The sequence below is a fragment of the Marinagarivorans algicola genome (assembly GCF_001292705.1).
GTDB lineage: Bacteria > Pseudomonadota > Gammaproteobacteria > Pseudomonadales > Cellvibrionaceae > Marinagarivorans > Marinagarivorans algicola.
The window spans coordinates 1-21,253 of record NZ_LGAK01000024.1; the positions used below are offsets into that span (position 1 = coordinate 1).

Annotated in this window: 13 protein-coding genes; 6 read left to right on the top strand and 7 right to left on the bottom strand. The window is 46.0% G+C overall.

The features are described from left to right. Nucleotides 1-327: 327 nt before the first annotated feature. The 3 genes from AC438_RS16815 to AC438_RS09645 form a co-directional block, all read right to left on the bottom strand. Nucleotides 328-654, bottom strand: a complete 327-nt coding sequence (locus tag AC438_RS16815) for a hypothetical protein (RefSeq protein WP_156317053.1) — start codon at nucleotides 652-654, stop codon at nucleotides 328-330. An 80-nt stretch (nucleotides 655-734) separates the two neighbouring features. Then, nucleotides 735-935 carry a CPXCG motif-containing cysteine-rich protein gene (locus tag AC438_RS09640; RefSeq protein WP_053981053.1) on the bottom strand — a complete coding sequence of 67 codons (201 nt, stop codon included), beginning with the start codon at nucleotides 933-935 and terminating at the stop codon, nucleotides 735-737. A 74-nt stretch (nucleotides 936-1,009) separates the two neighbouring features. Next, nucleotides 1,010-2,629, bottom strand: a complete 1,620-nt coding sequence (locus AC438_RS09645) for an NAD(P)/FAD-dependent oxidoreductase (RefSeq protein WP_053981054.1) — start codon at nucleotides 2,627-2,629, stop codon at nucleotides 1,010-1,012. Between the two features lie 417 nt (nucleotides 2,630-3,046). Between AC438_RS09645 and AC438_RS09650 the strand changes: the two genes are divergently transcribed. The 3 genes from AC438_RS09650 to AC438_RS09660 all read left to right on the top strand — a co-directional run bounded on the left by AC438_RS09650 (nucleotide 3,047) and on the right by AC438_RS09660 (nucleotide 9,694). Further along, nucleotides 3,047-5,908: a DUF1592 domain-containing protein gene (locus AC438_RS09650; RefSeq protein WP_053981055.1), complete on the top strand. Its 2,862-nt coding sequence runs from the start codon at nucleotides 3,047-3,049 to the stop codon at nucleotides 5,906-5,908. A gap of 17 nt (nucleotides 5,909-5,925) precedes the next feature. Then, nucleotides 5,926-7,290, top strand: a complete 1,365-nt coding sequence (locus AC438_RS09655; RefSeq protein WP_082354072.1) for a DUF1552 domain-containing protein — start codon at nucleotides 5,926-5,928, stop codon at nucleotides 7,288-7,290. A 259-nt stretch (nucleotides 7,291-7,549) separates the two neighbouring features. Next, on the top strand, nucleotides 7,550-9,694 hold the full coding sequence (locus AC438_RS09660) for a malectin domain-containing carbohydrate-binding protein (RefSeq protein WP_156317054.1): 2,145 nt from the start codon (nucleotides 7,550-7,552) through the stop codon (nucleotides 9,692-9,694). Between the two features lie 275 nt (nucleotides 9,695-9,969). Here AC438_RS09660 and AC438_RS09665 read toward each other — a convergent pair whose 3' ends face one another. Further along, a complete protein-coding gene (locus AC438_RS09665; protein ID WP_053981058.1) occupies nucleotides 9,970-10,383 on the bottom strand; it encodes a type 2 periplasmic-binding domain-containing protein in 414 nt (137 codons plus the stop codon). Nucleotides 10,384-11,123: 740 nt separating this feature from the next. Further along, nucleotides 11,124-12,245, bottom strand: coding sequence for a M14 family metallopeptidase (locus AC438_RS09670; RefSeq protein ID WP_053981059.1), 1,122 nt, complete (start codon nucleotides 12,243-12,245; stop codon nucleotides 11,124-11,126). A gap of 219 nt (nucleotides 12,246-12,464) precedes the next feature. On the opposite strand from AC438_RS09670, the gene AC438_RS09675 reads away from it, so the two are divergent. Next, complete coding sequence (locus tag AC438_RS09675) at nucleotides 12,465-13,526, top strand: MBL fold metallo-hydrolase (protein WP_082354073.1); 1,062 nt, start codon at nucleotides 12,465-12,467, stop codon at nucleotides 13,524-13,526. 37 nt (nucleotides 13,527-13,563) lie between these two features. Here AC438_RS09675 and AC438_RS09680 read toward each other — a convergent pair whose 3' ends face one another. Both AC438_RS09680 and AC438_RS09685 read right to left on the bottom strand, forming a co-directional pair. Beyond that, nucleotides 13,564-13,965, bottom strand: a complete 402-nt coding sequence (locus tag AC438_RS09680) for a hypothetical protein (RefSeq protein WP_053981060.1) — start codon at nucleotides 13,963-13,965, stop codon at nucleotides 13,564-13,566. A 96-nt stretch (nucleotides 13,966-14,061) separates the two neighbouring features. Further along, nucleotides 14,062-15,369, bottom strand: a complete 1,308-nt coding sequence (locus tag AC438_RS09685; protein WP_053981061.1) for a BaiN/RdsA family NAD(P)/FAD-dependent oxidoreductase — start codon at nucleotides 15,367-15,369, stop codon at nucleotides 14,062-14,064. Between the two features lie 91 nt (nucleotides 15,370-15,460). On the opposite strand from AC438_RS09685, the gene AC438_RS09690 reads away from it, so the two are divergent. Together AC438_RS09690 and AC438_RS09695 are read left to right on the top strand one after the other, a co-directional pair. Continuing rightward, nucleotides 15,461-17,419: an autotransporter assembly complex protein TamA gene (locus tag AC438_RS09690; RefSeq protein ID WP_053981062.1), complete on the top strand. Its 1,959-nt coding sequence runs from the start codon at nucleotides 15,461-15,463 to the stop codon at nucleotides 17,417-17,419. Further along, the gene (locus AC438_RS09695) at nucleotides 17,419-21,198 is read left to right on the top strand and encodes a translocation/assembly module TamB domain-containing protein (protein ID WP_053981063.1); all 3,780 of its coding nucleotides are present in this window, start codon (nucleotides 17,419-17,421) and stop codon (nucleotides 21,196-21,198) included. The genes AC438_RS09690 and AC438_RS09695 overlap by 1 nt, the downstream gene beginning before the upstream one ends. Nucleotides 21,199-21,253 lie beyond the last annotated feature (55 nt).

Here is a 21,253-nt window from a genome sequence, read left to right on the forward strand (position 1 = left end):
GGGTGAGTGTCTCTGCAAGTTCTTCTCTGCAAGTTCTGCTCTGATCAAACAGCAACAGTCGGCTTAACAGCAGGCAATAAAAAAGCCGCTAAGGCAGTTAAGCTTTCGCTTTCTTTTTGATACTACCGTGTTTTATTAGCGCTAAGCAGCTTTGTTACTTGGTCCGTCACAATATGGGACAAAACAAAGTAGGCTACCCACAGCAGCTGCCATTTTCTAATCGACTCCAAAAATGAGATTTCTTCTGTTTTAAAAATCACTCCATGAGCTAATATACATAGAATGTAAACTCCAATAAAAATAATATATTTCATAATCAACACACCACTACAAACCAGCAGAGTCAGGTATTCGGAAGGTTCCAGGGAAAGGCGTTGCTACAGCTCGACTGCCATTTAGTGTAAACATCGCTTCAGTTGATACTGCTCCTTGAACACGAGCATATCCAGCCGAGCGAAAAGCAGAGGCATAAACGCCTTGACCATATAGCGCTCTCAATCCGTTACTCCCATGAATAACGCCGGAGTTTGAAATTCCTGCAGCATTTGCAGCTGACGTAAAATGATAGAGCCGTTTTGCCCCACCGACCGCTCGAATACCTATATTTACCGCAACACTACCAGCAGCGATGGCAGATAATTGAGGACACCCCAATCATACCCCAAGGCCAGCGCGCAACCGGTAGAATTTAGAGATTCGGGTGTCCTAGATATTTTGCTAGATATTTTTGCATTTTAAAATGTGTCGTTTTCACTGTGCACAGTGACGCTAATATCACCATTAATGCTTTCATGAATCAAAAACGTAATGGGCCGGCAGCATACTTGGCAGTCTTCAATATATTCTTGCGCGGCATCTTGTGAGTCGATTAAAACGCTGAGGCACTCACCGCAATAGGGGCAGGAAATATGCTCTTCATTTAACGTGTGGTTCATTGTATTGCTCGTCGATTATAGCGAATTAAAGGTTTGCATGAATAAAGGCGAAATGATCAGAGCTATAATGCCTTTTAGTTTTCTGCGTATTTGGTCGTCATCGCTAAAGCCATGGCCTCGGCCACTTTAATACCGTCGACTGCCGCCGATAAAATACCGCCGGCGTAACCTGCGCCTTCGCCACCGGGGTATAAACCCTGTGTACTAATGCTTTGCAAGGTATCGTTATCACGCTTTACGCAAATAGGTGAGGAGGTGCGGGTTTCGGCGGCGGTTAGAATGGCATCTTCGCGGGCGAAGCCTTTGATTTTTTTATTAAAGGCTGGGATCGCCTCGCGGATGGCTGCAATGGCAAAGTCGGGCAGTAGTGGTGCAAGGTCGGTTAAGGTAACGCCGGGTTGGTAACTGGGTGTTACATCGCCTAATTGGGTGGAGGGGCAGCCTTTTAAAAAGTCGCCGACCAATTGCGCCGGTGCATTATAATTTTGCCCGCCCAAGTCATAAGCGGCGCGCTCTATTTTACGCTGTAGCTCAATTCCTGCTAATGGGTGGCCTGGATAGTCGGTGGCTGGGTCTATGCCGACAACAATGGCGGCATTTGCATTGCGCTCGTTGCGCGAGTATTGGCTCATACCGTTAGACACCACTTGGCCTTCTTCACTAGTAGCGGCCACCACCGTGCCACCTGGGCACATACAAAAGCTATAGACTGTGCGGTTGTTTTTACAATGGTGTACTAATTTATAATCAGCTGCCCCTAATAGCGCGTTACCTGCACTGGGGCCAAAGCGCACATCATCGATCATCGATTGCGGGTGCTCGATCCTAAAGCCGACTGAAAAGGGCTTGGCTTCTATGTGTACATTATTGGCCACTAACATTTCAAAGGTATCGCGGGCGCTGTGGCCAACGGCAATTGCCACATGCTCGCTCAATAATTGCTCACCGCTGGCTAAGGTGACGCCTTTAATGTGACCCTTATCAATGATTAGGTCTTCTACTTTTTGGTCAAAACGAATCTCGCCGCCTAATTCAATAATGGTTTGGCGCATGTTTTGAACCATTTTAACCAGCTTAAAAGTCCCAATATGTGGCTTACTAATCAGTTCAATTTCTGCGGGCGCACCGGCTAATACAAACTCCCTGAGCACTTTGCGGCTTAGATGGCGCTTATCTTTAATTTGGCTATACAGTTTGCCGTCAGAGAAAGTGCCTGCACCCCCTTCGCCAAATTGCACATTAGACTCTTTATGCAAAGTGCGCCCGCGCCATAAATCCCAGGTGTCTTTGGTGCGGCGTTTGACATCTTTACCACGCTCTAAAACAATGGGTTTAAAGCCCATTTGCGCCAAAATTAGTGCAATAAATAGCCCGCACGGGCCAAAGCCAATCACGATTGGCCGCTGAGCGAGTGACTCGGGCGCCTGCGCCACCGGGCGGTATTGCATATCGGGTGTGGCTTTAATATTAGGGTTTTCGCTAAACGTTTTAAGCAGTGCTTGGTTGGCTAGCGTATCAACGTCGAGGGTATAAATCAGTTTGATAGTATTTTTTTGTCGCGCATCAAAGCCACGCTTAAACGTGCTGATGCTCAGTAATTGCTCTTGCTCTATACCTAAAAGTGCAAGTACAGCATCGTTAAGCTGTTGCTCTGTATGATCTAAAGGGAGGATTAATTGGTTAATACGTAGCATGGTGAGAACATCAATAGCAAAATATGGGTGGCAATTGTACGTGGTTTTGGCGACAAAATTTAGATCACACAGAGTGAATACTGATTTTTCCTCATACTGAGGAGGGTATTCTTTTTTTGATTGATTATCTTATTGTATTTTGTACTATGTCTCATATTTTGATTGTACTGCTGGTTAAATTATAACCGAGTTGTATTCTAGCGAGTAACTCATACCCAATTTAACAATACCCATCACAGACTATGCATCAGCGTACAAATAATAAGAGCGTATAGGTGGTGAGGGTACAAACATTACAGTATAACCAGAAGCACCCAAGGATTAAGTTGCGATGACTGTTTAGGCATTGAATGCTTGCGCACTCTCGTATCCACACCGTGTATCACTTGTTTCTATAGATAAAAAAGGCATTGCACTATGCGACCCATTTTTTCACCCAGTATGGCCAAACTCGCAGGGCTGATTGTATCTGCAACTAGCCTTGCAGCTTGTGTTTCAGATACAGACCCAACAGATCCGCCCATTGCTAGCTCCTCTGTAGCCCCCGTGTCTAGCCCAGCGCCTGTTAGTTCTAGCTCTACACCGGTGCCGGTCAGCTCTGCACCGGTAAGTTCCACCCCGGCACCTGTCAGCTCAGCTGTTGCTAGCTCGGTATCTGCGGCTACAACCGTACGTGTTCAAGCGCAAGATTATGATCGCTTCAATGAAGCTGACGCCATGCGCGAAGGCGCCACTGCAGGTCGTTGTAGCCAAGGTGATTTTGACTTGGTCAATACCACCGATAATAACGGCACCTGTGCCGCAGGCTATACCGCTGCTGGTGAATGGCTAGAGTTTGATGTAACGGGATTAGTCGCTGGCACGTATAATTTAGTCGCACGTACTTCATCGGGCTTAGACGGTAAGCGTATTGACTTTACTGTAGGTGGCAATGCGGTAGGCACCGTTACCTCGCCTAACAATGGCTGGGATATGTATGCCAACGTTAGCATTAATAATATTTCTATCAATGGCACTAACGCGGTTATTCGCGCTAGCTTCCCTGATGGCGCGATAAACCTTAACTACTTCGAGCTTAAGCCAACAGGCGCGCCGGCTTCTAGTACTCCGGCGGTCTCTTCTAGCAGTGCTCCTACTTCAAGTGCACCTGCTTCAAGTACACCTGCACCTAGCTCATCATCTGTTGCGATGAGTAGCAGCCAAGCACCAGTGCCTAGCTCAAGCAGCGTAGCCGCTAGTAGCACACCGGCTGTCGTTACACCGGCTGATGCCGATCTTGCTGCCGGCGAAGCCAGTTATGCGCAGCATACCTGTCAAATTTGCCATGCCTACAAAGAGAATGGCGTATTTGCCGCCCTCGGCGGTGCTGATTTTAATATCAACTCTGTCATTGCAGCCAAAGGTTTTGACGGCTTAGTGACCTCTATCGCCGATACCATGCCAAAAGGTGGTGCCAATAAGTGCATCGATGACTGCGCATTAGATACAGCCGCTTGGATGCTTGAAATTGCCAAAACAGTCACTACGCCTTTATCGTGTAATGCTAATGAGTTGAGCTACGGTTTAAGAACCGCACGTTTATTAAACGTATTAGAGCTTAAAAACTCACTAGTCGATTTAAATTTAATAAGCGAAAGCGATTTTAAAGACTCTTATGAATACACCAGTGGTGCAGCGGGCAAAAGCCGTTACTCAGTAAACACCTCGGTAGGTATCGAAGAAACACGCCTAGACAAGCTTATGGCCGCCGCCGAGAACCTCTCGATTATTGCCGCGCAAAAAACCAAACAGCAAGCCAGCTGTGGCGACAACTGTAAGCAAGCTTTTTTAAATAAAGCCGAGAAACTATACCGTCGCCCTTTAACGAATGAAGAGAAGGCAGAGTTTAATACTATTTTTACTGAGTACACCGGTGATGCCGCACTAGAAGTTGCCTTTTATGCTGCCATCTCGTCGCCAAGCTTTGTGTACAAGTCAGAAGTCGGTATTCCTGTTGCGCAAGCAAAAGCACAAAACATGAATATTGGCCAATTTGCCGATGGCTCAAGCAAACTTAATGCTGTAGACAATAATGCTTACGTGCTGACTAACTACGAGCTCGCAACTGCATTATCGTATATGTATACAGGCTCGACTCCTGATGATGCATTGCTCAATGCTGCACGCGATAATAAGCTCAATACTGAAGCGCAAATTTTGACCCAAATTGATCGTCTTATGCAGACGAAACGCGGTAAAGAGCACACCGGTAATTTTGGTGCGACATGGTTCTTAGCCGATACCGTATTAGGTGCAACCCGCCTCGACCCCAAATTAACGCCTAATATTAAAGCGGATATGGCTCGCGAAGTCCGCGAGACCTTTAAGCGCGTTATTTATGATGACAGTGTACCGTTTGGCGATCTTTATGGTGGTGACGAAACTGTGCTTAACCGTCGTTTGGCGCAGTACTACGGTGTTAGCACACCCAGTAACGGTAATAATGACTGGGCGGTCACCACCACCACAGAGCGCGGTGGTGTTTTAACCTCTGGTGCCTTTATGGTGAGTACAGCCTCTGATGCCTTTACTCGCCCTATTATTCGCGCCGTCGAGGTCCGTGAGCTGATGCTGTGTCATGTTGTGCCACCACCGAATAACATCACTTTACCGGCTGACCAACAAGAAGCGCTTAAAGAACAGCGCGAGCAAGCTTTAGCTGCCATCCAAAGTGACTTCCAAGCAGGTACTTTAACCAGCCGCGAATACTTTGAGCGCCAAACCGACTACCCCGCATGTAAAAGCTGCCATGAGCGCATTATTAACCCATTATTTGGTTTAGAAGATTTTGATGCCTATGGCTTACCGCGCACGGTACAAAATGGCGTAAAAGCTAACGGGGTTGGTGTGGCTAACTTACCAGTTGATAACACCGGTACGCTCTTTGGCTTTGTAGAGCCCGGCACAGAAAGTGAATCTTTTGCCTTTACCGGCACCAAAGATTTAGGCAAGCAAATGGCTGACTTACCGGCTGTTAAAGAGTGTTTGGCTACCAATACCTTCCGCTGGTTAACTCACTTACCTATCGAGAAAAAAGCTTACTCTAAGCAAGCTAACGGCGCGATTGATGAGCAAGTCCTTCTTAGCGAAGAACAAGAAGACGCCTATGCTTGTATCAAGCAAGACTTAGTCGCTGAGCTCGATAGCACCAATAACCCCAAAAACGTGTACCGTAAAGTCGGTACTCTTGACCTGATTCGCCTGCGTCGCTCTATTGACGCTTCGCAGCTTCAAAATTAAGGCTATAACGGGATTTAATGATGAATAAAATTACAGAAAGAACGACTAAAGCATTAAACAGTAGCCGCCGCCGTTTCCTCGAGAACATGGGCAAGTGCGGTTTACCCAGTGCCTTTTTACGCGCTTCGCCGCTCGCGACTGCCATTTTAGGCAGTCGTTATGCGCAAGCTGCAACGGCCGACAAAAAGTTTGTTTTAATTTACCACCCCAATGGTAAGCCAGAGGACGCTTACGGCGGTGGTGGAACCGTTAATATAAACTCGACCGCGCTAAAACCTTTAGCGCCTCACGCGAGCGATGTGGCCGCACTAGAAATGACCATTAGCATGCCAGGCAACCACGGTAACTTGTGGTTGGCGGCAGGCGCATCGTCATACAACAGTCAAGACGTTAAATCTAACAGTGTGAACGTGCAGGCCTCTAATGTGTTGGGCAACAATACGCCGTTTAGATCATTACAGTTAGGTGTATTCTCGGGTGATAACGCCGGCACAGAGCCAACCAGTGGTAGCCAAACAGCAGGTATTGATCGCTTGAAAGGTAGCCCGTTAGCCCGCGAGTGGAACTCACAGCGTGCGATTGCTAGTATTTTCCGTGATACCCCTGCAGCACCAAGCCCGGGCGACTCTGGCCCTAGCGCCTTTCAGCGCCGCTTATCGGCATACGATGCGAACATGAAGGCACTGGATGCGCTCGAGCGTAAGCTTGGGCAAGATGAAAAAAGCAAGCTCGCTAATCATCGCGCTGCGGTTGAGCGCTTGCAAAAACGCGCACAAGCTAAACAAGATGAGTTTTTAGCCAGTCAAAGTGGCGGTGGTACTGGCGGTAGTACTGGCGGTGGCAGTTGTGGTGCGCCCTCGGTTTCGCCTGTTGGTAACTCAGCACTCACCGAGTACAAAGCACAAGCTGATGTAGCAGTTGCAGCACTTAAGTGTGGTTTAACCAACGTGTGTTCAATTCAGTTTAGTGAAACACAAGCAAGCTGGAAGCCTAACGATGGTACCGCTGATGCCGTGACTGCCTTAAACGCAGGGCAAGATCATCATAACGGTGGTAACCACGGTAACCCTGCAGCACTACCCGATATTCTTGCTTATATGAATAAAGGCGTTGCACATTTAATTGCTCAACTGAAGCAAGAAGACCTGTTTAAAGATACCGTGGTTTGTGTGATCAGTGAAATGGGTGAAGGTATTAACCACCTTTCAAGTCATGGCCCTATTACTGTTGCCTCGGGTATTAATGGCTTCCGTGCGGGTGCTAAGCGTGTCACCAACTCACATACCGACGTATTTGCCGATGTGTTTACTTTACTCGGTCTAGAGTCGAGCGTTGGTGGCGGCCAAGTCGGCAATTACGGCACAGGGGGTATTGTGGTGTAACACTGCAATATACCCACAACAACCCAGCCATTAAAAAGGCCCGATATGCTCTGTATCGGGCCTTTTTTGATGGTCGTTTATATTTACTGACTAATGTGTGTTAAATCGTTTACGTCTAGGCTGCAATTAGACGTGCCTCTCAATAATTTACAAATAACGCTTACCGGTAAAAAGCATTGTGCAATGTGTGATCAAGTTGAGTTCGCCACCGCATGCAGGCTCATATAATGCAAAAATATTTATTGAGCAGAGCCGTACCATGATTTTTAATCGTTTGTTTCATCTTTTATTAACGCTCACAATCATTAGTCTTTTAAGTGCTTGTGGGGGCTCGTCGACCCCCTCTACAACCGTCAATGACTGCCCGCCAGGGACAACAGACCCTGACTGTCCAGTGTTAGTCATGGAGCCGGGAGCGCCAACGCCTACCCCTGATACAGATACAGACAAAGACGGTGTTCTAAACCCTGCTGATGAGTGCCCGAATACTGCTCCACAAGCCATGGTGAATAGTCTGGGTTGCTCGGCAGTACAATTAGATATCGATCAAGACCAAGTGGCTAATGCGCAAGATCTTTGCCCGCAAACACCGGCCAATAGCCGTGTAGATGCCAGCGGTTGTGCGATAACTCAAATGGTTGCAGTAGAAGCCTTTGGTATTAACGCTGGCAGTGCGTTGTACTATGGCAATGATAATACGCTTTACGCCGCTGATACTCATTTTAAAAACGGTTCTGTTTCTGTTAAAGATAAACCCATTGCCAATACCCAAGACGACCCTATTTTTAATTCCTTACGTTTTGGTAATTTTACCTATGCCATTCCTGTTAAGGGCGAAACGAGCTATACCGTCGAGTTGCTGTTTAATGAAACGTTTTGGGATGCCAATAATCAACGCTTGCAAGATGTCTTCATTGAAGGTGATAAGGTTCTCGAACAGTTGGATATCCATGCTACAGCTGGCGGTAAAAACATTGCTTTTACAAAAGCTTTTAGTTTTTTAGCCATTGAAGACGAGGTGGTTAATATTGAGTTTAAAACACTTAAAAATAATGCCAGTGTCGCCGGTATTAAAATGATTCGCCTCGCTCCTGCTACAGCCGATGATGACCAAGACGGAGTTAATAATAGTGATGATAAATGCTATTTAACACCCAGCGAAACACCTGTTGATTCAACCGGCTGTACTACCGCTTTAGCGAATATAGTGACCGTTAACTTAATTGATGCGGTCACCGATCAAGTGATTGCCGAAATAGTTGACGACCAGATAATTGATTTAGCCGCTTTACCCAATCGCTTTATTAGTATTGAGGCGATTACTAGCTCAGCAACACGCTCGGTAAAATATGACGTTAATGATAATACGACGTTGATTACCAATGGTGCGCCTTTTTCTATTGCCGGCCAAGGACCCGATATTAAAGATTACAATCCTTGGGCTGCAGGCCAAGGCGATTTTACTGTGAACATATCGGCCTATAAAAAATTTAACGCTAATGGCACGCCAGATACTACCAAAACGCTTAAATTCTCGATTATTGATAGTGCCTCAGCCCCTCAGCCCAAAGCGACATACCATGGTAAAAAACCGTTTAGATCATTTAATAACGGTACCATTGTTGAGCATGCCTGGAGCCTAGACAAAATTGTTTATTACACCTGGGATGATGTCTCGCAAGAAAATGCCGACCGTTGGCTGACGTGGTATCAGCAGTGTAATGGGCTCTATGAAAAAGTACTTGATCGTGCAGCCTATCTTGAAAATGATGCGAACTTTGGCTCCAAAAAAGTCTTGGCCGTTGTTGATGCTAGCCCCATGTTGTGCGGTACAGTTAATGCGGCTGGGTGCGGTAACAAATTAAAAGCGCAAGCCTCAAGAGGCTATGCAACCAGTGCTGCCAATGCCCCCAATAGCGTCTTACCTCACTGGATACTCTATTATGAAATGGGCCGTGGCGGTCGTGCCGAACCTTTTTACAAAAAAGGTATTTGGCCAAAAACAGGCTGGAGCGCTGGTATGCCACATACCATGGCAGGCATTTGTATGCATAGCCTAGGCGGCAATAGCACACTAGAGTCAACAGGCTCAACGCCAGGCCGCTTATTAGAGCGCCTTAATAAGTGGGAAAACGACACCTTAAAGTTTCATGAAACCTTTATTACGGGATCGAGCCAAGGCTACAATCCTCATGATTTGGTTGCTGCCATGATGTACCGCATTTTACAAGCCGAGTCCCCCAATACCATACGTGATATATTTAAAGAAATCGCCAAAAAACCTGAGCGCGACACACCCAAGCAAGCCATGTGTGACTTTGTGGCATCAGTCAATGCTGTTACCGATAAATTTAGTGCGCGCCTTATTGGCCCTTGGGGTATGCCTAACGATTGTGCTTCATAAGCATCATTCATAACACGGTAATTAGAGTCAACAAAGGCGCAATATTAGCTCCTTTGTTGACTCTAAAATTTTTTATCCTAAATGCAGCTAGTCAGAGGTACTGACATTGGCTACTAATGAATCATTGGCTAACCCTTACTGTTACTGCAAGGCCCGACGCGTCAATGCCCAGAAAACAATCCATCAGTACCCTTATCAGATTCATTGCTTCAGCTTGGCTGAATAGTTATCCCTCAATAGGATGTAAGCGGGACAGCTAATCTTAGCGCCTATAACTATTTAAAAGTAGAAATTACCCTCACTTGATCAGTTACCATATCCGCATCCACATAACCAATAAACTCAGGATTAGAGGCCACCAACTCAACCATATCAGCATCGCTACTGACTTCTTGAGGCGGCCTACCTTTACCTGTAAATAAACGCTTTGACCAATACGCTTTTAATTGACTAGCACTTTTACGCAGTACTTTTCTATTAAACTCATTAGCCGGAGGGCTTGATGCTGTTTGGTTAATGGGTATGGCACGACTATCATCTGGAAATACTTTAACCTTACCGGTAAAAACACGGCTAATGACTTTTTCATTCATGGTATTTGTATTCGACGGATGAACCACTACCGCGATATCAGCTAACGCTGTAGTACTAAAAAAAATAAGAGGCGCCAAGTACACATGAGTTTTCATATAAAATTCCTTAAGCAACACGATCTACATCAATACGTAGTCATGTTTGTTCGGAGTGTAAAACACCAATAATTGCTCATTACCAGTGTCGTTATGTGCGATATAAGCCTTAAAGATCATTAGGTAGTAAAGTCTCTTGAATATTTTTTATCAATAATGCCGACCTTCAAAAATGTAGATTGTATGGCATTTTTTCTTACCGATTCATTGAGGTAGGTATTGTTGCCTAGATTCAACTCTGAAGTGCATAAAAATTTACGGACATTCAGTGAAGCTGAGTCAAGTATAGTCGAATGTGAATGCGGGGCCACAAAGTGTATTTATAGTGCGATACAGTTAGGCAAAAAAATTGCCATGTAGTTACTATTTATAAACATATCATTCACGGATTACATAATAGCGGCTATTCTCGATTTACCTTTGAAAAAATATAATGACAGCTAAGTACTTATTGTTTGCTTTATAAATTTAGACGATATTTCAATTTTTACTCTATTTTTTATTTAATATAGCCCTATTTTGAATTTTTTAGATCGAGGCATATTGCACTTGGTAATATATAGGCGGCAGGCATATTACATTTATTGTGCGCAGTTTCAAAAATAACCTTAAATAAAAAAGGCCCTGCAGTTATCTACAGGGCCTTTTTTATTGTGCAGGTGGCAATACTGATATAAGCAGCCACCATAAATAGGACTATTCCGATGGCTGAGGCTTTACGTTCAACAACCTATAGCGTTTCAGCGCTGCAAAAATCTCAATATAGCCCCAAGGTTTGATGCACCTAAATGCTTGCTGCGTGCAGGTGACCAGCCTTCAACGTCATTCGGCGATTCAATAGTATCCTTAAAAGGCATTTCTAATGTCATAGATAGGCAATTAAAGGTGTGTGCAATAAAATTAGTACATACGGTTAAGTTCGCCGTTCCTTTTGGTGCTACATCGTAGCCTTTGGCAATTTGAAAATCAGGATTACTAGCCATTAATTCATTTTTATAAAAATCGAGTTCGGCTTGTCTATAATCATTCCATGCAGGAATACCTTCGGCACCGGCGATAAAATTGTAGGGTAGCGCTTCATCACCGTGCATATCCAAACAAAAATCAACACCTGTGCTATGCATTTTATTTAATACATGTAACACCTCTGGGCTTTTTTCAGCACTAGGATTTTGCCATTCACGATTAAGATTGCTACCTACCGCATTAGTGCGCAAGTGCCCTCGACGACTGCCATCTGGATTCATGTTAGGGACAACATAAACATTGGCCTGATTGAGTAGCTCACGGGCAGCAGGGTCAGCATCATCGAGTAAGCGCTCAAGAAATCCTTCAATACACCACTGGGCCATACTCTCGCCTGGATGCTGTCTAGCAATAACCCAGACATTTTTCTTCTGCTTCTCTTGATCACCCACAATCAGTAGATCCATATCTTGGCCATCTAGCGTGGCACCTAGGCGCTCATACATAACTTTTGAGTCGGTGCTTGCCCAGCCAATTAAATCGGCATGGCGCTCCATCGAGTAAGGCGCAAAATAAGCAAAATAAATACTATTGGTAATCGGTGTGTGATCAATACTCAACGTCTCGCCGTCAAATTGAGTATCCACTCTAAACCAATTTTCACGATCATAAGAGGCAACTGCCTGATAGTCTTTAAAACCACCCACATAAGCTGCGCCGCCAGCATTGGTGATTTTAAGCGTGCAAGGCTGGCCCTGTGCACCGGTGAGCCTAAAATAAAACCACTGATAAAAATCCGATTGGTTATCTTTGCGGATAGCCAGTTGAATATCATTAGCGTGTGTGCAATCAAGCACTTCAATATTACCGGCATCAAAATTACTACTGATTTGCATAGTTACTCCTGGTGTAAGGGATAAACTCATCGAGAGAAAATACATGAGTGGTTTGTGCGCTATTTTACACCAGTGGTTTACTTTTTTCGCACGCTATATAAGCTGCACAGCGCAATATGCTTATTGAAGAGAGTGTTGAGATGAATCGCGGTCTCAGTATCAAACCTCAGAGACACTTTAAGGCTGGCCTAAGAGCCTACCTAATCTATTGGAGTTAATATGAAAAATGCCCGTTTATTCATCGGCGCGGCTGTGGTGATCGTTGTTGTCGCTATGGAGCTACGGCCAGCCGTGGTACGCTTTAGCAATAGTGATATTCATTATCAAGCGTCTATTAGCTCTTTGTTGAAAGTGATTAAGGCTTACGCGCTGGCCGATCGCAATGAGGCTGCACCACTTTCGAGTATTCCGGTGCAACCGGTCTCTATCGCCGCCATACGAGCTCAAGGTGATGATCAAGTGATAAAGTTATCGCACTCGACAACACTTGTTTACTTAGATCAATCCTTTATTTTGATTGACCCAGTTTTTAGTGAGCGTGTATCACCAGTGCAATGGGCCGGCCCTAAACGTTTTCATCCTCTACCTATAGCACTAGAAGCGCTACCTGAGATTGCTGCTGTACTGATTAGCCACGACCATTATGACCATCTCGATAAGCACAGTATTTTGACACTTAATGCAAAAGTAGCGCACTTCATCACGCCATTAAAAGTGGGTGAGCGTCTTAGGGAGTGGGGTATACCGCATTCAAAAATTACTGAACTCAATTGGTGGGAGGCCACAACTATTGGATCTCATACTTACACCGCGACCCCTGCACAGCACTTTTCGGGGCGGGGCATTTTGGATAAGGATACAACCTTATGGGCAGGGTGGGCGATAAAAGGGGCCAATACTCGTCTTTTTTACAGCGGCGACTCAGGTTATTTTAAAGGTTTTAAAGATATTGGTGAACGCTTAGGGCCCTTTGATATGACCTTAATTGAAACAGGTGCTTACAATGCGCTTTGGCGTGATATTCATATGCTACCTGAGCAAAGTGTGCAGGCGCATCTTGATGTCAAAGGCAAGGCGATGATGCCTGTTCACAATGCATCGTTCGATTTGGCACTACACGACTGGTACGAGCCGCTTGAGCGAGCATTGATTCAGGCCCAAGCAGAACAAGTGACACTTATTACCCCAATATTTGGTGAAAGTATTAGTCTAAAAGCCCCGCGCCAAACACCGCGATGGTGGCAGCCACTTGTGCACCAAAGCTTAACGATTCAACAATAAGCGTCACTATTGATACGTTATATGCTGTGCGTCAGGGTTATACGTTGTGTTTACGAGCGTTTTTAGCCAGTCGCCAATGCATCAAAAAGATGAGCGCATTGATCAGCAATATGATGAGCTTTTGCACCAAGCTTTGTAGCGCTCGTCTACGCTCAGATTGAATGACCCTCTCATAGGACTTGATTCGAGCGCTACTGAGTGCTTGCCCTACTGGGAAGGTCTCGGGCGCGTCTTGGCGTATATATTTGTGGTGCGTCTCGTAACATTCTTTATAGGCCTCATCAGATTGATGACACTCATAATCGTAGTTATTGATTGTGAATTCCGGTGCCGATAGTTCAATGCCGTCCCACAATATCAAGCCAAATAAAAGCATAAAACAAGCGACGGTAAAAAAGCATACGCCTAAAGCGTATATTTCTAGAATCATATCTTTCATTGTGCTGTACCTCTTTCATTATTCACTACTGTCATCATAACCCACAATGGCATGCGTTATTTGAAGTCGAGTCAACCCCAAATCTGAAAACTGACTTTAAACATATTGTGCTGCGCAATAGCCGCTGGCCCACGCCCATTGAAAATTAAAGCCACCTAGCCAACCAGTTACATCTAGGACCTCGCCTACAAAAAATAAACCGGGGGCTTTTTTTGCCTCAAAGGTCTTTGATGAAACCTCATCGGTATTGATACCGCCGCGCGTCACTTCGGCGGTTTTATAGCCTTCGGTGCCGGCAGGTATGCACTGCCAGTGATGTAAAGCTTGCGTCAGCGCGGCGACCTCTTTGGGGGTCAGTTGGATGACTGTTTTTTCGGCTAAGCTGGCTAGTTGAGTGTCATAGGCTAGCCACGCTAGAACAAAACGCTTTGGTAGTAACCGGCTCAATAGCGTTTTAAGCTCGGCTTTTTGGCCCTCTTGCTGCCACTGTGCCAGCTGCGCAGCCAAATCGTCATCGGGTAAAAAGTTGATACTTAAAGTGTCGTCGGGCATCCAATAATTAGAGATTTGTAAGACTGCTGGGCCACTGATCCCTTTATGAGTAAATAACAGGGCTTCTTTAAAACTTTGGTGGCCATAGCTTGCATTTTCACATTCAATCGTTATCGGCAGCGCTACCCCTGCAAGGCTTTGTGCTAGCGCGAGCAAAGACCCTTTAAAAGTAAAGGGTACTAAAGCGGCATGTTTGGGGGTTATTTTTAAACCAAACTGCTTCGCTAAGTCGTACCCTAAGCCGGTTGCTCCCATAGTAGGAATAGACAGCCCGCCTGTAGCAACCACCAAAGAGTGACACTGCACAGTACCTTGGCTTGTACTCAGCTCATACCTTGGTGGTGTTGGTGTTGGTGTTGGTGTTGGTGTTGGTGTTGGTGTGGTTGATGTGGTTGATGTGGGTATTGTTGCGGTAATGTGGTCACTACCGGTTTGCGGCTCTATACGCTCAACGCTATGAATACTGCACTGCGTGGCAATACGTACACCGGCACTCTCACATTCAGCGAGCAAAATATTGAGAATATCTTTGGCTTTGTTGTCGCAAAACAGCTGCCCTAGTGTTTTTTCGTGGTAAGCGAGCTGATGGCGACCCACGAGTTCTAAAAAATCGTACTGGGTATAGCGACTCAGTGCTGATTTACAAAAATGCGGATTAGTGCTGAGATAGTTGCTAGGCTCCACAAAGTAGTTGGTAAAATTGCAGCGGCCACCACCGGACATTAGGATTTTTTTACCTACTTTGTTGGCATGATCGAGTACTGTTACGCTTTTACCGAGTAAGCCGGCCTGTGCCGCACACATTAAACCAGCTGCGCCGCCGCCGATTACTACGCAATCAAAATAGGTCATAAAGGGTTCCAAAGAGTTACTTTAAAAGAGAGAGAGTTAATATGCCCCGCATGCTAACAAAAGCGCTACAGAATGTCGGGTGATTCTTGTTATGCTGCGCGCCCTAACACCGTTAACGTTATACAACGAGGCAACACCTGACTTGAATGTTATTAGTCATACCGCAGTACGGCGCTTCATCGAGCGCGGCACCTTAAGCCACGCGGCAAAACTGTGCTTACTGTGCACACTCCCTTATTGGTTCTTATATTCAGCACTGAGTGTGGCAGCAGGCACGCCCACTATTCCAGGCACTAAACTGATTGGTCTTAAACACCCTTTTGTGATTTTTGTGGCCAATAAGCCCGGGTTACAAAAATTGGCCGAGACGACACTGAGCGAGCAACGCGCGACAAATAGCAAATACCAACGAGCTTCTACTTTGCGTACAGCCTCTAAGTACGATCATGAGCTGCTGTACACGTTTTTGCGCAGCCAAGGGTATTATGCGGCCAAAATAGAAAGTAAAAATGCTCGTGGGCAAGTCGCTCATCAAATATATCCAGGCCCACAATTTACCTTAGCGACCATCGAGTTTAACTGGCCCAGCAATGTGACCTTGCCACCGCAAGAAGTGGTGGGTATCAAAGAGGGTGACCCTGTGATTGCCCAAGCGGTACTCGATAGTTTAGCGAATATAAAAAAATGGGTACTCGATGAGCACTGCTTACGCGAGGTTAACGTGAGTTATGAGGCGACGATTAACCATATCAATAAAAGCGCTCGTGTCATTTTTACACTCAAACCCAGCCCCCAAGTGGTGTTTGGTAAAGCACGCTATGTCGGCCACACCTCAATCCAAAAAAGCTACCTAGATTTATTCTTAGGGTTTGAAGAGGGTGAATGCTTTAAGCCTCGGCTGCTCGATAGCACGCGCTTACAGCTGATTCAAACCAACTTATTGGCCAATGCCGAGCCCTTAGCTGGGCCGATAGAAGACGGCAAAGTCCCTGTTGACTTTCGCTTAACTGAGCGTAACCAGCGTAGTATTAATGCTGCATTAGGTTACGATACTGACATTAAAACGAAGGTCTCTACCGGTTGGGAGCACCGCAACTTAATGGGCCGCGGTGAGCAATTAACGGCTGATCTTATTCTCAGCAAAATCTCGCAAAGCATAGAGACCGAGCTGATTTTTCCGCACTTTAAGCGCAAAAAACAGCGTTTAACCCTTACGGCTGTTATCGCCAAAGAAACGCCTTATGCTTACGATATTTTTAAAGGGGAGGTGGGTGCTAATATTAAACGCGAATTGATCCATGGCTTATCTGCCAATATCGGGACTAATATTACTTTTAGCCGAGTGACCGAATTTGATAACCCTGAAGACTTTGCCTTGTTAAGTATACCCGCGAGCCTAGATTACAGTGCGCGCAATAACCCGCTTAACCCCACACGTGGCTGGGCAGCGGGGGTGCAAGTAGAGCCCTTTATTGATTTATACCGCACAGGGCGCAAGTTTACGCGTCATACACTCGCCGGCAGCGTTTACCACACAGCAAAACAATGGGCATTTAAGCCCACCTTTGCTATGCGTATGGCCGTGGGTGTTATTGATGGCTCGACATTACTCGATGTGCCAGCCGACCAGCGCTTTTATGTGGGGGGTGGCGGCTCGGTGCGCGGCTACCGCTATCAAAGTATTAGCGAAACCAGTACCCGCGCTACAGGCCCAGCAATAGACCCGACAACCGACCCCATAGGACCAGAGCTCATAGACTCCGACACCCAAGGTATTAAGCCCTTGGGTGGTTTATCTTTTAGCGAAGTGTCTTTTGAAATACGCAGTCGCATTACTCAAAGCATAGGCATTACCGTCTTTGCCGACGGTGGCTATGCTTATGCGGATAAGGCCCCTAAAATGGGTAATGATTATTTATGGAGCGCCGGCTTAGGGTTGCGTTATCACACTTCGTTTGCTCCTTTTCGTATTGATATTGCCACGCCACTCGATAAGCGCGAAGGCGATGACAGTATTCAGCTCTATATAGCCATAGGCCAAGCCTTTTGATGTTAGTAAAGACTTACTTAAAACGTTTTTTGCTCAGTAGCCTGCGTATTAGCTTGGCTTTACTGGCGACTGCCTTGCTCGTCACTATCAGCGTGTTAGTGAGCTTAGCGACTGAAACCGGCCGACTTTTCTGGTTAAAGCATGGGCTTATGTTTGTACAAAGCGAGCAATTGGCCGTGGTGATCGATAACCCGCGCTGGCCCACACTCGATCGTCTAGAGATCGAATATGTGCTCATCAGCCAAAACCACAAACCCACACTAGAGATCAGCGGCGCAGTACTCGATGTTGCCCTGTCATCGCTGATACAAAAGCGCTTACACATTCGCGAGCTCAACACGCAAGGCGTAGTCTTTTATCGGCCAGCCAAAAAAACCGCGCCTACAACCCGCAAAGACCCTTTAAACATAACCGTCAAAGTGCCTAATATTCCGCCGGTAAAAATCCAGCGTATTGCTATGAACGGCTTACAAATTAAGGGCTATCATTGGCAGCTCCCCAAACCCTCTAATCGCATTTATGGCCAGGTGCCAGCATCCAATACCTCCAGCTCTACTTCGCCTGCCGATACGGATAATAAGCCTAAATCTGACGATCAGTCTAAACCTGAAAAAGATAAGCCTGAAAAAGATAAACCTAAGCCTGAAACGGAATCGAATAACATCACGCAAGGCTTAGGAATTCCACAGAATGTGCGCTTTAAAGTCGAAGGGTCAATCGCCATTAACTGGGCACCGCAATGGACAGAAAACTCAGCCGTTGGCCAAAACCGGCCTGCCATCGACACTGCTCAATCGGGTAATCTGCCACACAATGAGACCGCTACGACAGTCCCACTTCACTTAGCGCTTACGCTCAGCGAAGCTGGCAACCCCACACCGCTGCTGAAATTAACAGGCAGCAGCCAAAAGGCCAATACACTGAGTGTACAGGGGGTGTTACAGCACCGTGCTGGCGGCTGGGTCGCGCAGCTTATGCGCCTGCCTGCGACACAGCCGGTCAATGCGAGCATCAACTTAACCTCGACACACGCGCATGCTAACGCCCCCATCAACATCACACTGCATCAATTAACGGCGCCCGTTTTTGAGCAGCGCATTGATATTGATGGGGCGTTGGTGATTGACCCTATTTTGCAGCATATTAAGCTGTCGGGTTTAAACGTTTCTGTTAATGACCAAACCCATCGCCTGAGTGGCAGTATCAACAAACAGCAATTAGCGCTCGATTTAGCGATTAACGACCTAGACTTAATCCTGCTTAAACCTTGGGTAGCTGGCCTTGCTAGCGGCACACTTAACGCTCAAAGCGAATTAACGTGGGATTGGAATACTCAACATTTGCCTAGCGGCCATATCGCACTGAAAAGCCAGCTTGGCTATAAAAAAACACACATCACGCTCAACACCCAACTACAGCTAAGCCCCAGCACCTTACAAGTTGAGCAGTTAAAGGCGCAATTAGGCGAGGCCAAATTAAGCGTCAAAGGCCGGCTGCATACCCAAGGCCAGCCGCACGCGCTGACATTCACGTTAACGCATTTACGCGATAAACCCCTGCGTGCAATTTTGCCCGCCAGCATCACTCAATTTATCCCTCAGCCTTTAAGTGTACACGCCCAGCGGATCGGCGGTTTAATACGCGGTACACTGGCTAAGCCTAAAATTATTACCGACGTTAATATTTTGGGGCGCTATCAAGGGACACCCTTTACCCTATACGGCAGCGCCAATGCCACCACAACACAAGCCGATATTCACAGTCTTACCGCCGAGATCGAAAACGCGACTATTACACTCAATGGCATCGCCGATTGGCGTGGCAATGCCACCGAGCTGAAAGGCAGGATAAAACACTTATCGCCTGCTATGGCTTACAAGCATAATCTTCCTTTACCACCGGGTATTGTGGGCGTTGTTAATGCCGACTGGCAGCTCAGCGGCCCACTTAAAGCACCCGCTGCTAGTATTGATGCTTTATTTCAAGGAGGGTATGAGCACCAAAACCAAGTGCTGCCTTTTAAGCTCAAATTAGCCGCCAGTACGCAAATTGGCAACTGGCAAACAATGACTATCGATATCGAAAATCTACGTCTGGCTACCTTTACCAAACCATTAATTACTTTAAAAGGGCATATCAGCGCACACGACAATAATGTACGTTTAGTGGTATCACGACTACCGGTGCAGTTGCTCAAAGTGCTTGATATTCCGATTGGCGAAGGTCGTGCCGAAGCCCGTTTGCGGCTTACCGGTAGTTATACTGCACCTAAACTGGTGGGTTTTATGTCGTACGGTGAAACGATTGCCGTACGTGACAGCACCAATAACCGCACCGAAGTCCCTTTAATTTGGCATGCCAACATTAACTCTAAAAATACGGATTTAATTGTCGACTCAAGTTTTACCCTCGATAAAACATCGGCTGGGCAAATTGCCATTAATATTCCTTGGCATAGCTACCTTAATTTTGCGCTGAACCAGAGCGGGGGTGATATTCCGACTTATGGCAGTATTCAATCCAATGTCGATACCAGTGCTTTCCAGTTATTTTTAGACACTGACCAAACTGTAGTGCAAGGGGAGTTAGTCTCTGACATTACGATCGACGGCACCGCGCAAAACCCGATTGCCACTGGCGAGTTATTATTGAAAAATGGTTATTTTAGGCAAGCGGCCACGGGTACTGTACTCAGTGAAATACAAGTTTACGCTTTAGCCAACGCGCAGCGTATTGATTTGGTCACAGCGTTTGCCCGTGACGGTGAAGGTGGCACAGTTAAGGGCAGTGGTTATATTGACTGGAGCAAACCCAACAGCCAGCAGGCGGTTGATTTAACCGTGCATACAAACGATGCCCACCTCATTACTACGCCCAATGTGAGCGGCTCGGTCAGTGGTGATGTGAACATTAAAGGCGGCATGAAAGGTTTTGATGTGGTGGGTAAATTAGAGGTGCGCCCGCTCGAAATCAACATTGATACTAGCCTTGCAGCGAGTATCCCCAAGCTCAAAGTTAAAGAAGTGTACAGCGAAGAAGATCTTGTTAAAACGAAAAAAAGCGCTTTACCGGATGTTAATTTAGACATTAATGTAGGCATCGAAAAACAGGCCTATATTCGTGGCCGAGGTTTAACTGCCGAACTTGCAGGGAATGTTATTGTGAATGGCACTGCCACTAAGCCTAATGTCGCTGGCAATTTTAAAACGCTGCGCGGGGAGATAAAACTGTTGCAAAAACCTCTCACGCTTAACGAAGGGCGTGCACGCTTCAGTAATGAGTCTTTTAATTTTAATATTCCTGCCACCTATAATACAGGTGATCACGAAATTACTTTAGTGGTATCTGGGACTGAAGACGAAGTGAAAATGGATTTAAGCTCAGTTCCAGCTCTTCCTCAAGAAGAGATTCTATCGCGATTATTATTTGGCGATTCGATTCAAAATATTTCGCCATTAGAAGCTATTAGCCTGGCCCGCGCCATTAATACTATTAGTAATGGCAGTAGTTTTGACCCACTCAATACTACCCGTGAAAAACTTGGCTTTGATAGTTTACGCATAGGGCAAGATAGCGCAGATGATGGCGGTGGAGTTAACGTGGGTGTAGGTAAATATTTAAACGAACGCGTCTATTTAGAGCTAGAACGCTCCTCAAACCCTGCACAACCTTGGCAAGGTAACTTAAAAATTGATGTGACCAAAGAGGTGCGCTTAAACAGCACCGCCGCCAGTACAGGTAAAACCTCAGCTTCTTTGGAATGGCGACGAGATTATTAGTGATTACGATGACAAAATAATCGAATAAATATTGTAATTATGTAACTATTCAGCC

Coding starts and splice junctions, on each gene's coding strand:
- AC438_RS09640 (WP_053981053.1), bottom strand. CDS start 935: ATGAACCACACGTTAAATGAAGAGCATATTTCCTGCCCCTATTGCGGT.
- AC438_RS09645 (WP_053981054.1), bottom strand. CDS start 2,629: ATGCTACGTATTAACCAATTAATCCTCCCTTTAGATCATACAGAGCAA.
- AC438_RS09650 (WP_053981055.1), top strand. CDS start 3,047: ATGCGACCCATTTTTTCACCCAGTATGGCCAAACTCGCAGGGCTGATT.
- AC438_RS09655 (WP_082354072.1), top strand. CDS start 5,926: ATGATGAATAAAATTACAGAAAGAACGACTAAAGCATTAAACAGTAGC.
- AC438_RS09660 (WP_156317054.1), top strand. CDS start 7,550: ATGATTTTTAATCGTTTGTTTCATCTTTTATTAACGCTCACAATCATT.
- AC438_RS09665 (WP_053981058.1), bottom strand. CDS start 10,383: ATGAAAACTCATGTGTACTTGGCGCCTCTTATTTTTTTTAGTACTACA.
- AC438_RS09670 (WP_053981059.1), bottom strand. CDS start 12,245: ATGCAAATCAGTAGTAATTTTGATGCCGGTAATATTGAAGTGCTTGAT.
- AC438_RS09675 (WP_082354073.1), top strand. CDS start 12,465: ATGAAAAATGCCCGTTTATTCATCGGCGCGGCTGTGGTGATCGTTGTT.
- AC438_RS09680 (WP_053981060.1), bottom strand. CDS start 13,965: ATGAAAGATATGATTCTAGAAATATACGCTTTAGGCGTATGCTTTTTT.
- AC438_RS09685 (WP_053981061.1), bottom strand. CDS start 15,369: ATGACCTATTTTGATTGCGTAGTAATCGGCGGCGGCGCAGCTGGTTTA.
- AC438_RS09690 (WP_053981062.1), top strand. CDS start 15,461: ATGCTGCGCGCCCTAACACCGTTAACGTTATACAACGAGGCAACACCT.
- AC438_RS09695 (WP_053981063.1), top strand. CDS start 17,419: ATGTTAGTAAAGACTTACTTAAAACGTTTTTTGCTCAGTAGCCTGCGT.